We start from the raw sequence: 12723 nt of genomic DNA on the forward strand, positions 1-12723 counted from the left end.
CGCAGGGATCCGGCCCATTTTTCGGTTTTCACCTAACCTGCCGAAGGAACTGGCGAATCCTGGCCGGGGCTGACGTCGGTTGCCACTTCAGCGCGGATTTCAAATCCCTTGGGGTGGAAGTAGGTCACCGTGCACTCCAGAACCTCTCCATGCGGGCCTAAAGTAGTCCGCTCCAAGCGTGGCACCATAGCAAACCCGCGGACGTTCAGAGCGTCTGCCAGGTGCTCGGGCGGTGCATGCATTGTCACAGTGATTTCCGCCCGATGGAGGGGCTTCAGTGTCCTGTCTTGGATAACTTGATAGATGGAGTTCCGTTCGGCATCGGCGAGGCTGATGTGGCGTCCAATGTGCGAGGGGATGAAAATCTCGGCTATGGCATAAGGCCAACCCGCGCTTGAGTAGGAGCGGCGGATGACCAGAACTAGATTGTCATCGGAAACCAGCTTGGCTGGCACCGATTTGTCCTTCTCCATCCACTTGTATTCGATGAGTCCCTTGACAGTCTTCATGCCGGCCGCCGTGAACGTCTCCATGAACGGTGCCAGACGATTCAGCATCTTGACGGGGCGCTGAGCCATCACGAACGTCCCTTTGCCCTGCCTACGGACCAACAGGCCCTTCACAACCAGTGTTTCGATCGCCTTCCGGACGGTGGTCCGGCTAATGCCGTAGGCATCCATCAGGGACTCTTCCGTGGGAATCCGCGACCCCGGCTCCAGGCGGCTGACTTGATCCGTGAGCACGTCCGCCACCTGCTGATACACGGCAACAGGGCTGTCCCTCTGGAGGACTTCACGCTCTAGGCCAAACTCGTAGTCGTCGTTGACCATTGGGCCTTCCCATCCATTTCTTGCCTCAGCAAATCCGGGTTTGATGCTAGCACCGGTGTACCGGTTACCCCTTAAACAAAAGATCCGGACCAGTTGTCACTGATCCGGATCTTTTCTCCAGTTGCGGGGACAGGATTTGAACCTGTGACCTCTGGGTTATGAGCCCAGCGAGCTACCGAACTGCTCCACCCCGCGTCGCAAGAACAACTCTACCCCACCGCCCAGGGTGCTTCTGACCATATGGCACCCAAGGTGCCGCAGATCACTCCCTCAACCCTGAACATTTTGCGGTCACCGTGGCCAGCGGCCAAAAGGCGCTTCGCCGTCGGCCTGCCAATGCCTTCCGAGCGCCGGGCTTAAGCCCAGGGACGTGAGAGAAGGTGGGGCTCAAACCCGAGGGGCGTGAGAGAGCGTCGGAGCAGGGAAGATGCCGGGTTGGGACCTTCAGGGCAAAACAAAAGGTCCGGATCAGTGTTTACTGATCCGGACCTTTTCTCCAGTTGCGGGGACAGGATTTGAACCTGTGACCTCTGGGTTATGAGCCCAGCGAGCTACCGAACTGCTCCACCCCGCGTCGCAAGAACAACATTACCGTCCGGTGAATGGCAGACCAAATCGAGGCGACGTGATGTGTGTCTCGCCAACGGAAAAGGCCGGCGCCCGCCCCCGGAAGGGAGCAGGCGCCGGCCTTTCAACCGCCTACAGAACTAGCTGCTTGGTGAGGGCGACGGCGTCGCACTGGAAGTAGCTCCCGGCGTCGCTGTTGGAGCCGGAGTGGCGTCCAAACGGGCCTGAGCGTCGATCGCCTTCTTGAGTGCGTCAGACAATTTGGTTTGCTGCGCACCGTAGCCGGCGAAGTCACCCTTGGCCAATGCCGCCTGGCCATCCTGGATGGCCTTGTTGGCCTCATCCAGGGCTGCCTTGAGGTCAGCCTTGGCGTCAGTGGGGCCAGCAGGCGGCGGCGTGGTGCCAGGAGGCGAGGTGGGCGTCTGGCCGTTGTTATCCGAGTCGCCGGCAGTAGCACCGGAGTCGCCGCCGAACAACTGGTCAAGAGCTTCATCCAGGGTAGCCGCGAAGCCGATCTTGTCACCAAATGCCACAAGCACACGCTGCAATGTGGGGTACGACGTCTCACCTGTGGACTTCAGGTAGACAGGCTGTACGTAGAGCAGGCCACCACCCACGGGAAGAGTCAACAGGTTGCCATTCAGCACATCTGATGCGCCCTGTCGCAGTAGGTTCAGCGCCTGAGACACAGTGGGGTCAGAGTTGAACTTGTTTTGCGCCTGTCCGGGACCAGGGACCTGGGTATCGGTGGGGAGCTCCAGGAGCCGCAGCTTTCCGTAACTCTCCCCCTTAACGCCCTTGACGTTCCCGGCGTCGGAGTCAGCCGCGAGGAAGCCGTACAGGATGTTTCGGGCGCTGCCGTTGACCGTTTGAGGAATGAAGGATGAGGTCAACTGGAACGCCGGCTTCTCCTGGTCAGGCATCTGCAGTGACATGTAGAACGGAGGCTGTTTGACGGCTTCCGAAACGGTGGGATCGTTCGGAACGCTCCAAGCATCGTTGTTCTGGTAGAAGCTGTCCGGGTCGGTCACGTGGTACCGCCCGAGCAGTTCACGCTGAACCTTGAACAGGTCCTCGGGGTAACGTACGTGGCTCATGAGGTCGCCGGACATTTCCGAGTAGGGCTTGATGACCGTTGGGAAGACCTTTTGCCATGCCTTCAGGATGGGGTCCTGGTCGTCCCATGCGTAGAGATTGACGGAACCGTCGTAAGCATCCACAGTGGCCTTGACCGAGTTGCGGATGTAGTTCACCGAGCTGTTCGGCAGAGCCACGGTACGTCCGGCACTGGTTTGCGAGTCAACAGTGGCGTTCTGCAACTGTTGAGGCTGGGAGTACGGGAAATACTGGCTGGTGGTGTAGCCGTCAACGATCCACTTGACCCGGCCGTCAACGACCGCCGGGTATGCATTGCCATCGACAGTCAGGTACGGGGCCAGCTTCTCTACGCGTTCGCGCGGATTGCGTTCGTAGAGAATCTGGGATTCGGCATTGACGCCGTCCGAAAGCAACAGATCCGAAGATTGGAACTTGATGGAGTAGAGGATTCTGTTGAGCCAGTTACCGACGTTTGGTCCGCCATTACCGCTGAATGTGTACTGCGTCTCCCCGCCACCTTCACGTCCCGCTGGCCGGTCCTGCTCTCGGTTCGGAGCACCCTCCGGCGCGCCGACGATGGAGTATTCCGGAGAGTTCTCGCCGAAGTAGATGCGGGGTTCGTATGAATTGTCGTTGCCGAGGACGCCGTTGGACGGAATGCCCGACTGCAGGAACTCCGGCTTGCCGTCGGCCGTGAACTTGTTGCCCTTGGCGGCGACGACGCCATAACCATGGGTGTAAACGATGTGCCTGTTAACCCACGTCTGCTGGTTTGCGCTCAGGCCATCCGGGTTCAGTTCGCGAACCGCAATAACGGTGTCCTGGACTTTGCCATCAACCATGTAGCGGTCAACATTCAGGGTTTGCGGGAACTGGTAGTACGGGCGGTACTGCTCAAGCTGAGCGAATGCCGAGGAAATGAGGTTCGGGTCAAGGAGGCGGATATTGGCAGTAGTCTGCGCGTCCGCCGCCAAGGCACCGGTAGTCGCCGTGGTGGTGGCGTTGTAAGCAGATACGTCGATCTTGTCCAGACCGTAAGCAGCCCGCGTCATCTTGATATTTCGATCAATGAACTCCTTTTCCAAGGTGTTCTCAGACGGACGAACCTGGAACTGCTGAATAACCCACGGGTAGACACCGCCGGCCAGAATGGCCGTGATGACCAGCATGGCCGTGCCGATCACCGGAAGGCGCCAACGACCAATGATCGCGGCAATAATGAACAGGATGGCAACAAGGCCCGCGGCTACGGCAAGGATCGCCTTGGTGGGTACAACGGCATTAACATCCGTGTAAAGTGCGCCGGCCCAGCGGCCGGAGTTGCTCTGGACAGTTGTGTACCTGTCCAACCAGAAATTGATGCCCAGCAGGCCCAGGAAAAGAGCGCCGGTGACGGCGATATGGATTTGCGCTGCCCTGCTTGTGAAGATGCCGCGTTCCATGAGGCGGATGCTGCCATAGAGGTAGTGCGTCAGGATGCCTGCGATACCAGCAACAACGGCGATGCTGATCAGGAACCCGGTGACAAAGCCCAGGAACGGCAGCGTCATCAGATAGAAGCTGATATCCATGTTGAACAACGGGTCTGTCTGTCCGAACGGCTCCTGGTTGAAGAACAACAGGGCCTTCTGCCACTGGCTGGCTGCCGCACTGCCGGCGAAGAGCCCGAACAGGAGGGGGAGGCCGATCATGACAACCCGACGGACAGGCTCAAGCTGCGCCTGGTAACGGTTGAGGTTGTCCCGGGCCTCAGCATCCGGAGCGTAGACGGGCCGGGAGCGGTAGGCGATCCTGATGGCGAAGAAAACAGCGGCAAACATCATGGCGAAACCGATGAGGAACGTAATGATCCTTGCGAGGTTTTCGCGGATATAAACTTCGAAAAAGCCAAGCTGCTGGTACCACAGGACGTCAGTCCACACATTGGCGAAGAAAATGAACCCGACGACGGCCACTGCCACGACAATGAGCGTCGGAGTCAGGGCACCTCGTCTCAGCGGTGATCTTCCGGGCGGGTTGGAGCTGGCGGGACGGGACAAACTCTGTACCTCATTGGTGTCAGTGAACAGTCGGTGTGCGAGTGCTGACTTTCCCTGCCGCTGGGATGTGGCAGGGGCCGTCATCTATGCCACGAGTGGCGGTGAAGCTAAGTTCCACCGTCAGTCTAGTTGTTTGTGCAGGTGGGAAGGCTCCCCGTGTCCTGACCGGATCCGAGCCGCTCTACGGCGGAGGTGGCATCAGCCAGTGTTTCCACTTTGACAACCTGAAGCCCGTCCGGAATGTGGCCCACGACGTCGGCACAGTTCGATGCCGGCGCGAGGAACATGGTGGCACCCTGGTGACGGGCGCCTATCATCTTTTGGGCAATGCCGCCGATGGGGCCCACGGCGCCATCGGCGGTGATCGTGCCGGTGCCCGCCACGTGTTTGCCGCCAGTAAGGTCCCCCGGCGTGAGGTTGTCCACGATCCCCAAGGCGAACATCATGCCTGCGCTCGGTCCGCCAACATTGTCCAAGGAAATGCTGACGTCGAACGGAAACGTGAAATCGCTGGCCAGCAGCACACCCAGAACGTAACGGTCCGCCTGGTTCTTGGTAGGCGTTATTGTTTCGGAAACCGAAGTGCCGTTCCGGTCCACTCCGACGACGGCAGGGGCACCGGCGCCCGCGGCCAGTTCGGCTTGGACCACGCTCATGGACGTGATTGCCTTGCCATTGATGGAGACCAGCCGGTCACCTTCCTGGATCTTCCCGGCGGATGGCGAAGGGTCTGATAGACCTGCGACGTTGAGCCGCTGCTCAAAGGGGATCTCGAGCTCACGCAAGGCTGCTGCCACCGCGTTCTCCTGCGAAGTTTCCATGGCTATCTCACCTTGTTGAACGGTCTGCTCGGCGGTGGTGCCCTTGGGATAGATGAGTTCTTCGGGATAAATGGCCCTGGAGGGATCCAACCAGGCGCGGAAGACATCGAAGATGGAGGCCGGACTCTTGGGACCGCCGGTCATGACAACGGTGGTCAGGTCAAGGTTGCCATTTGCTGGAAATGACTCACGGCCGGAAATGTTGATGACAGGCTTGTCGCCGTCTTTGCCCAGAGTATTGAAGGTGGGACCCGCTGACTCAATGACATATGGAACCGGCAACGCTGCCGCCCCGATGCCGAGGCCGAGCGCGAGGAGACCGGAGATCACCATGATCATGTAGCGACCGTCACGGGACGGTGCCGGCGGCGTGGAGGTGGAATCGGCGTCGGGCGTTCGACGCGGGTCCAATGAGCCCTCGGGGCTGGGCGAAGTAAGCATTGAGGCCTCTCTATGCCGGCATTTGCGTGACCGGATCCATGGCTCCTGCCGCCGAAGGCGGCGGCGGCACATACCAAACATCAACACTACGCGGTCTGACGTTGCAGGGCTGCTTTGCCTACAGCGAACGGCACCGCCTCCGGGCAGACAGCCTTCCGGCCGCGCGGTACGGTGAAAGAGATCACCAGCCAGTTCGACGATCGGCGGCACCATGACTTCCAACCCCAACAATCCGTCCAACGACGACGAAACCCCTAAGGATCCGCTGGCAGAAATGCTCCAGAACCTGATGGGCGGCCAGGGCATGGGCAACATCGATCCCGCTGAGCTGGCCAAGGCCGCAGGCCTGCCCAACGATCCTCAGCTCCTTCAGCAGATGTTCGCTCAGGTACAGGCGATGATGAGTTCTACCTCCGAAGGCCCCGTGAATTGGCAGCTCGCCCACGAGAATGCGCGGCGCGTCGCCGCTGCCGGCAGCGACCCCTCGGTCAACGCCCAACAGGCCAGGGAGATCGACGAAGCGCTGAGGCTTGCAGAACTTTGGCTGGACCCGGTTACTGATCTCTCGGCGACCGGCCTGATTGGTAGGGCATGGTCAAGGGCCGAATGGGTTGAAGCGACCTTGGGGACGTGGAAGCGCCTGACTGAGCCCGTGGCCAACAGCATCGCCAATGCCTTGTCCAACGCTCTCACTCAGCAAATGCCCGAAGAAATGAAGTCCATGATGGGCGGTGCCTCGTCCATGCTGCAGAACATGGGCGGAGCGATCTTCGGCATGCAACTGGGACAGGCCATCGGCGCACTCTCGGCCGAGGTTGTCAGCTCCACCGATATCGGTGTCCCCCTTGCAGACCTGGAAATGGCGCTGCTGCCGGCAAACGTAGCCAAATTCGGGGAAGGCCTCAGCCTCCCCGAGAACGACGTTCGGCTCTTCCTTGCCGTCCGTGAAGCCGCTCACGCGCGCCTGTTTGTCCAGGTCCCATGGTTGCGTGGCCACCTCCTCGGAGCCATCGAGGCATATGCCCGCGGCATTCACATTGACATGTCCCGCATCGAAGACCTCGCCCGCGACCTCGACCCGAGCAACCCCGAGGGTATCCAGGAAGCACTGTCCCAGGGGGTCTTCACACCGGAACGCACGCCGGTCCAGACGGCCGCGTTGGAGAAGCTCGAAACAGCTCTTGCCTTAGTTGAGGGCTGGGTAGACGAGCTCACCGCCGAAGCCACCGACAAGGTGCTGCCATCGGCGACGGCGCTGCGCGAGACCGTGCGTCGTCGTCGGGCCACAGGCGGACCGGCCGAGCACGCGTTCTCGTCCCTCGTCGGCCTGGAGCTTCGCCCCCGCAGGCTCCGGGAAGCAGCAACATTGTGGGCAACTCTGAAGGAAGAAAGGGGCATCGCCGGCCGCGACGCCATTTGGCACCACCCGGATCTTCTCCCCACCGGTGAGGACCTCGATGATCCCAAGGGCTTCTCCGAACGGCGACGCCTTGCCGAGGCAAGTGACAGCGAGGTTGACGACGCCCTGCAGAAGCTTCTGAGCGGCGGTTACGACTCCACCAAGGCCGATGAAGCTGGAACGGAAGCGTCCAAGGCTGATTCCGCGGAGAACGAGTCCGGCAATGAAACACCATCGGACGACAATGACCCCGAGGCGCCGACCAAGTAGGCCAGCCTCGGAATAAACACTGCAGCAAAGCGGCCGCCATCTCATGGCGGCCGCTTTGCTGTTAAGGAACGGTGCAGTGCAGGTGCGGCTGAGAGAAGCCGAGCGGCCGAGCCTCTGACGTCTTTAGTCAGTCAGTTCCGCGGCCGACTCGCCGGGATCCCGGACCCGGAATCTGCCGGGAGTCCCCGGGACGTAGCGAAGGCAACGCCCTCCAAAAAGGCCTTTGCCCGTTGCGTATCAGGGTAGGCCTCAACCAATCTCCAGAACTCGGCATTGTGGCTCGCCACCAGCAAGTGCGCGAGCTCGTGGACCAGAACGTAGTCAATAACCCATTGCGGCATGGGCTGAAGCTTGTTGGACAGCCGGATGGTGCCGTCCCCAGGAGTTGCCGAACCCCAGCGGGCGTTCTGGTTGGCTACCCAGCGGACCGACGTCGGGACCGCCCGCCCGCCGAGATACGTCTTTGAAAGGTGCTCGGCGTGCTTGGCGAGGGCTTGATCCGTCGCAGGACGACGCCTGCCCGCACCCGTTTGCCGCTCCCCCTGCTTCTTCAGCTTGACCAGCATCCGCCGGACCCACTCCTGTTCCTGGGACTTGGTGAAGCTGGCAGGGATGGCGACCACGGCATTTCCGTCTTCCCAGAAAGCGGCAACGGTTCGCCGCCGTCTGGCTGATCTACGCACCACAACGGGAGCGCCGTCGTCGGTGAGGTGCGGGATGGCGGTATCGGAGGAAGATCTGCCCGTCATCAGAGTTCACTGCTCTCGGCGAGCACTGCCAGGACAGCCTCGCCGTAGCGTTCGAGCTTGGACGGGCCGATCCCCGCCAGGCCGGCAAGTTCCTCAAGCGATGAAGGCTTAGCCTCGGCGATGGCAGTCAGCGTAGCGTCCGTAAAGACTACGTACGCGGGAACGTCGGCCGATTGGGCCTCGTCCCTGCGCCACTGCCTTAACGCATCGAAGGTCTGTTCCTCGTAGGTAGGCGGGCACTGGTTGCAACGTCCCACCTTCCGTTCGGCTCCACTCGCGAGCATGCTTCCGCATACCTTGCACGACGCCGGGGCGGCAGCTTTCCGCCGCGTGGGACCTGTCTTGCTGCGCGCGTTGGCGGAAGCCACGGAATTGGGACGAAGTCCGTCGAGGAACCGGGACGGCTTGCGGTTGGCCCGGCCACCCGGTGTTCGGGCTGTGGACCATGAGAGATTCAGGTGCTCCCTTGCCCGGGTGATGCCGACATAAAGCAGCCTGCGTTCTTCGTCCACATCCTCCGGGGTATCTGCGAACGAAATAGGCATTAGGCCCTCGCTGAGGCCCACCAGGAACACCGCATCCCATTCCAAGCCCTTGGCGGCGTGGAGGGAAGCAAGAGTGACACCTTGAACGGTGGGTGCGTGTTGCGCGACCGAACGCTCTTGAAGCTCGTTGACGAACTCAGCCAAGGTGAAGGACTCCCCGCGGCTGACAGCAAGCTCATCGGCCAAGGCGACCAGGGCTGCCAGGGATTCCCAACGCTCACGCAGTGCTCCGCCGTTGTGGGGGGCGGCCTCCGTGTAACCAAGTGAGGCAACGATGTCCCGCACGATCTGGCCCAGGGGTTCCTGGGGCCCCTCCGCCACGGCGCGGGTGGCCGCGCGTAACTGGAGGATCGCATCGCGGACTTCCTTGCGCGCGAAGAACCGCTCGCCTCCCCGGAGCTGGTAGCCGATCCCGGCAGAGGCCAGGGCTTGCTCGTACGCTTCAGACTGGCCGTTGGTGCGGAACAGGATGGCTATCTCACTGGCTTTGACACCGCTGTTGAGCAGCTCCTGAATTCTGCCTGCCACCACAGCTGCCTCGGCTTCGTCGTCCGGGCACTCCATGAACCGCGGTTCCGGACCAGAGGGCCGCTGGGCGACGAGCTTGAGGGGCGAAGCCCACGCGGCATCCGCCACCGGCCCACCGCTTCGGCGGGAACCCAGGAGGTCGTTGGCCAACTTCACCACTTGCGGGGTGGACCTATAGTCACGAATGAGCTTGACGACGGTCGCTCCGGGGAACTGCCCTTTGAACCCGAGGAGATGCTTGGGTGAGGCGCCGGTGAAGGAGTAAATGGTTTGGCTGGCATCGCCCACCACGCACAACTCGTTCCGGCCACCGAGCCACAAATCCAAAAGCCGCTGTTGCAGGGGTGAAACGTCCTGGTACTCGTCCACCACGAAATGGCGGTATTGCTCCCGGACTGTTGCCGCTACTTTCGGGTCCTCCTGGAGGATACCCACTGTTATGAGCAGGACGTCTTCGAAGTCGATGACGTTGCGGTCGGTTTTGATGTCCTCATAGGCCTGGAACACCCGGGAGACCGCGGTGAGGTCGAAGCCTCCGGGAGTTCCGCGGCCTTGTGCATTCTCCAGGTAATTGGCGGGCGTCAGCATGGACACTTTGGCCCATTCAATCTCGGCTGCCAGGTCCCTGATGGATGCACGGTCAGTGCTCAGTCGAAGCCTGCGGGAGGCCTCAGCGATCATGTTGGCTTTGTGGTCCAGGAGATTGGGCAAAGTGCCGCCGATTGCCTGCGGCCAAAAGAACTGCAATTGCCTCAATGCGGCCGCGTGGAATGTGCGGGCTTGAACGTTGGCAACCCCAAGATCGCGGAGCCTGCTGCGCATCTCAGCTGCGGCCCGGGCAGTGAAGGTCACGGCCAGCAGTCTCTGCGGACTGTAAACCCCGGAGTGAACACCGTAAGCAATGCGATGAGTGATGGCGCGTGTCTTTCCCGTGCCTGCCCCTGCGAGGACGCACATGGGACCTGTCAAGGTACTGGCTACTTCCCGCTGCTCTTCGTCCAGCCCGCCGAGGATGCGCTCCTCAAGTGAGCCACCGCCGTCGAAAATCCCTTCGGTCACGGCTGCAGGTCTTCGATGACGCCGCCGTACCAATGCTCAATCAATGAACGCGCGATGGACAGGCGCGTTGAGATGGTGATTTCACCGCTCAACACCGCTTCCTGCAGCTCCTCACGGCTGAACCACCTCGCCCGTGTGACCTCGACGCCGTCGGGCCGGGCAACGGCGTCGTCTGTTTTGGCGGTGAATCCCAACATGAGGGAAGCGGGGAACGGCCAGGACTGCGAGCCGAGATACTGGCAGGCCGTCACACGGACACCCACTTCTTCGCCGATTTCCCGGACGACAGCCTGCTCCAGCGATTCCCCGGGCTCAACGAATCCTGCCAGCGTGGAGTAATTCCTGGCGTCGACGGGCCCCCCGCCGCCGAGCAGGAGCCGGCCATCCGGGCCGATCACCGTGACAATGATGGCGGGATCCGTCCGCGGGTAATGCTCTGAGTTGTCCTTGGGACAACGCCTGACCCAGCCACCGGCCTCGATGTCCGTAGGCGTGCCGCACTGAGGGCAATGTGTGTGGGTTGCATGCCAGTTGGAGATTGCGCTGGCCTCGATGAACAAAGCGGTGTCCTTGGCGTCAAGACGCGCCGCGACATCCCGAAAACCGGCCCACTCAGCATCCAACGGCACCGTGGCGATGCCGGGCGCCGGCGGTTCAGTAACTGTGAACAGCACAACGGACGTACCCTCCGGCAAGGAGGACGACGTCAACGTGGCACCCAGGTAGATGGCAGCAACAGCGCCGCCTTCGGACCCACTTAGAGCGTTCCAGAGCGGCGCAGCGTCTCCGAACCACAGGCCGTCAGCGGTCACCAACGCTTTGCGCTGTGAAATGACCATGGCCTTGGCGGTGCCGGAGGCAATGAGATCCTCAACCATGCCCGGCTTCATCCGCACGCCCGAGCCGCGATCCACCATGGCAGGACGGACGGGAAGAACAGTCTCCATCAGGTGATTGGCAAGCGCCGGCGACTCCGTTTGACTCATGTATCTACCGTACTGACTCGTACCGACAAAAAACATTTGGAAAGGTCCACTGTTGTGGACAGCACCCCGCACAGTTGCCCGCTTGGGCACTTGAGCAATGTTTTGCTCCACATTTCCTGCGCATTTGCTGCGGATCTGAAGACTCGCCGTACTGCATCATGGCCACAGGCCGCACTCAATCTACCGTGGAGAACGTGAGAAGAACACCGCTCGAACTGGCCGCCATAGCAACAGCGGCGGTGCCTGGCCTTTCGCCAACGGCCGCAGCCTATTCCCCCGACGACGACGCCGACTTCGACTCCGCGCTGCTGTTGGACGCGGAAGGCAAACGCTGGCGAGTCCGTTCACCGCGCCATCCGGAAGCCAGCACGCGACTGGAAACCGAGTTTATGGTCCTGCGGGCCTTCGCGCCCGCCATCCGCGCTGAACTGCCTTTTCATGTGCCCACCATCGCCGGCACGGTAAGGCAAGGTGCTTTGACGACGTTCGTGTACGCCCATCTGCAAGGCTCCATGCTCTCCATCGACGAACTGTCAGCCGGAAGCCCCGCCTTGGCCAAGGAAGTCGGCGCAGCACTGGCAGCCATTCATGACTTGCCACTGACCCTGGTCACCAATGCGGACCTTCCCAGTTACTCGGCCAATGAGTTCCGGCAACGCAAACTCAACGAACTGGACCAAGCAGCAACCACCGGGAAGATTCCGGCCACCCTGCTGCGTCGTTGGGAGCACGCCCTCGAAGACGTTGCCCTTTGGCGTTTCAATCCATCAGTGGTCCACGGCGACCTTCATGAAGACAACCTCATGGTGCAGGATGACACGGTGACCGCCCTAACGGGTTGGACCGATCTCCGGATCGGTGATCCTGCAGACGACTTCGCCTGGCTGGTTGCATCCAACGAAGCCTCGTTTGTTGAGGCCGTTTTGAGCCACTACACCCAAGCACGCCGCGAGATCCCTGACACGCACCTTCTCCGCCGGTCCGCCCTGCTGGCCGAGTTCGCCCTCGCCCAATATCTGGTCAAGGCAATGGCGGCAGGGCACCAGAGCATGACGGCAGAAGCAGAGTCCATGCTCCAGGCACTCGCCGATGACATCGACGAGCAGGTGCGTCGCGACGAAGAGGCCGCACAGGCAGCTGAGGACGAGACCGCCGAGAACGAAGCTGCTCAGCACGCGGCCAATCACTTGGGAGCAGCGGATTCACGGGCCGACAAGCCTGCAGTCAGTGTGGCGGCGATTCCCGACGCCGAAGAGTCGGAGGGCTCCGAAGATAGGGGCCCCGGCACGACATCACACGACGACACGTCCACTGCCGCTATCAGTGTTGTCAGCGTAACGCCGCTTCACGCAGCCGAACGTTCCTAGAAGGCAGAACCCTGGAACCCCAGT

8 protein-coding genes and 2 tRNA genes are annotated in these 12723 nt (G+C 61.4%); 2 read left to right on the top strand and 8 right to left on the bottom strand.

Annotated features, from left to right (window positions below; all coding sequences use genetic code 11):
• Positions 1-32: 32 nt before the first annotated feature.
• The 5 genes from ACNAOT_RS15395 to ACNAOT_RS15415 form a co-directional block, all read right to left on the bottom strand.
• Positions 33-830 (bottom strand): GntR family transcriptional regulator, encoded by a 798-nt coding sequence (locus ACNAOT_RS15395; protein ID WP_420178486.1) that lies wholly within the window; start codon positions 828-830, stop codon positions 33-35.
• Positions 831-951: 121 nt separating this feature from the next.
• Positions 952-1025: transfer RNA gene (locus ACNAOT_RS15400), tRNA-Met, on the bottom strand.
• A 305-nt stretch (positions 1026-1330) separates the two neighbouring features.
• Positions 1331-1404 (bottom strand) — tRNA-Met (locus ACNAOT_RS15405).
• A gap of 133 nt (positions 1405-1537) precedes the next feature.
• Positions 1538-4618 carry a UPF0182 family protein gene (locus tag ACNAOT_RS15410; protein ID WP_420178487.1) on the bottom strand — a complete coding sequence of 1027 codons (3081 nt, stop codon included), beginning with the start codon at positions 4616-4618 and terminating at the stop codon, positions 1538-1540.
• Between the two features lie 41 nt (positions 4619-4659).
• Positions 4660-5796 carry a PDZ domain-containing protein gene (locus ACNAOT_RS15415; RefSeq protein WP_420178488.1) on the bottom strand — a complete coding sequence of 379 codons (1137 nt, stop codon included), beginning with the start codon at positions 5794-5796 and terminating at the stop codon, positions 4660-4662.
• Positions 5797-6007: 211 nt separating this feature from the next.
• Between ACNAOT_RS15415 and ACNAOT_RS15420 the strand changes: the two genes are divergently transcribed.
• A complete protein-coding gene (locus tag ACNAOT_RS15420; RefSeq protein ID WP_420178489.1) occupies positions 6008-7465 on the top strand; it encodes a zinc-dependent metalloprotease in 1458 nt (485 codons plus the stop codon).
• A gap of 131 nt (positions 7466-7596) precedes the next feature.
• Here ACNAOT_RS15420 and ACNAOT_RS15425 read toward each other — a convergent pair whose 3' ends face one another.
• From ACNAOT_RS15425 to nudC, 3 genes are read right to left on the bottom strand one after another with little or no spacing between them, the layout of a single operon-like run.
• Complete coding sequence (locus ACNAOT_RS15425; protein WP_420178490.1) at positions 7597-8214, bottom strand: M48 family metallopeptidase; 618 nt, start codon at positions 8212-8214, stop codon at positions 7597-7599.
• Complete coding sequence (locus ACNAOT_RS15430; protein ID WP_420178491.1) at positions 8214-10346, bottom strand: ATP-dependent DNA helicase UvrD2; 2133 nt, start codon at positions 10344-10346, stop codon at positions 8214-8216. The genes ACNAOT_RS15425 and ACNAOT_RS15430 overlap by 1 nt, the downstream gene beginning before the upstream one ends.
• Positions 10343-11332 carry an NAD(+) diphosphatase gene (gene nudC / locus ACNAOT_RS15435; protein ID WP_091468661.1) on the bottom strand — a complete coding sequence of 330 codons (990 nt, stop codon included), beginning with the start codon at positions 11330-11332 and terminating at the stop codon, positions 10343-10345. Before nudC ends, ACNAOT_RS15430 begins: the two co-directional genes overlap by 4 nt.
• 194 nt (positions 11333-11526) lie before the next feature.
• Here nudC and ACNAOT_RS15440 point away from each other — a divergent pair, with 194 nt between their 5' ends.
• Complete coding sequence (locus tag ACNAOT_RS15440; RefSeq protein ID WP_420178492.1) at positions 11527-12699, top strand: macrolide 2'-phosphotransferase; 1173 nt, start codon at positions 11527-11529, stop codon at positions 12697-12699.
• Positions 12700-12723: the final 24 nt, after the last annotated feature.

It is taken from the genome of Paenarthrobacter sp. TA1.8 (genome assembly GCF_048595705.1).
Classification (GTDB): domain Bacteria; phylum Actinomycetota; class Actinomycetes; order Actinomycetales; family Micrococcaceae; genus Arthrobacter; species Arthrobacter nitroguajacolicus.

Bases quoted from the DNA above. Each gene is read 5' to 3' on its own strand.
- ACNAOT_RS15395 (WP_420178486.1), bottom strand. From the start codon at position 830: ATGGTCAACGACGACTACGAGTTTGGCCTAGAGCGTGAAGTCCTCCAG.
- ACNAOT_RS15410 (WP_420178487.1), bottom strand. From the start codon at position 4,618: ATGACGGCCCCTGCCACATCCCAGCGGCAGGGAAAGTCAGCACTCGCA.
- ACNAOT_RS15415 (WP_420178488.1), bottom strand. From the start codon at position 5,796: ATGCTTACTTCGCCCAGCCCCGAGGGCTCATTGGACCCGCGTCGAACG.
- ACNAOT_RS15420 (WP_420178489.1), top strand. From the start codon at position 6,008: ATGACTTCCAACCCCAACAATCCGTCCAACGACGACGAAACCCCTAAG.
- ACNAOT_RS15425 (WP_420178490.1), bottom strand. From the start codon at position 8,214: ATGACGGGCAGATCTTCCTCCGATACCGCCATCCCGCACCTCACCGAC.
- nudC (WP_091468661.1), bottom strand. From the start codon at position 11,332: ATGAGTCAAACGGAGTCGCCGGCGCTTGCCAATCACCTGATGGAGACT.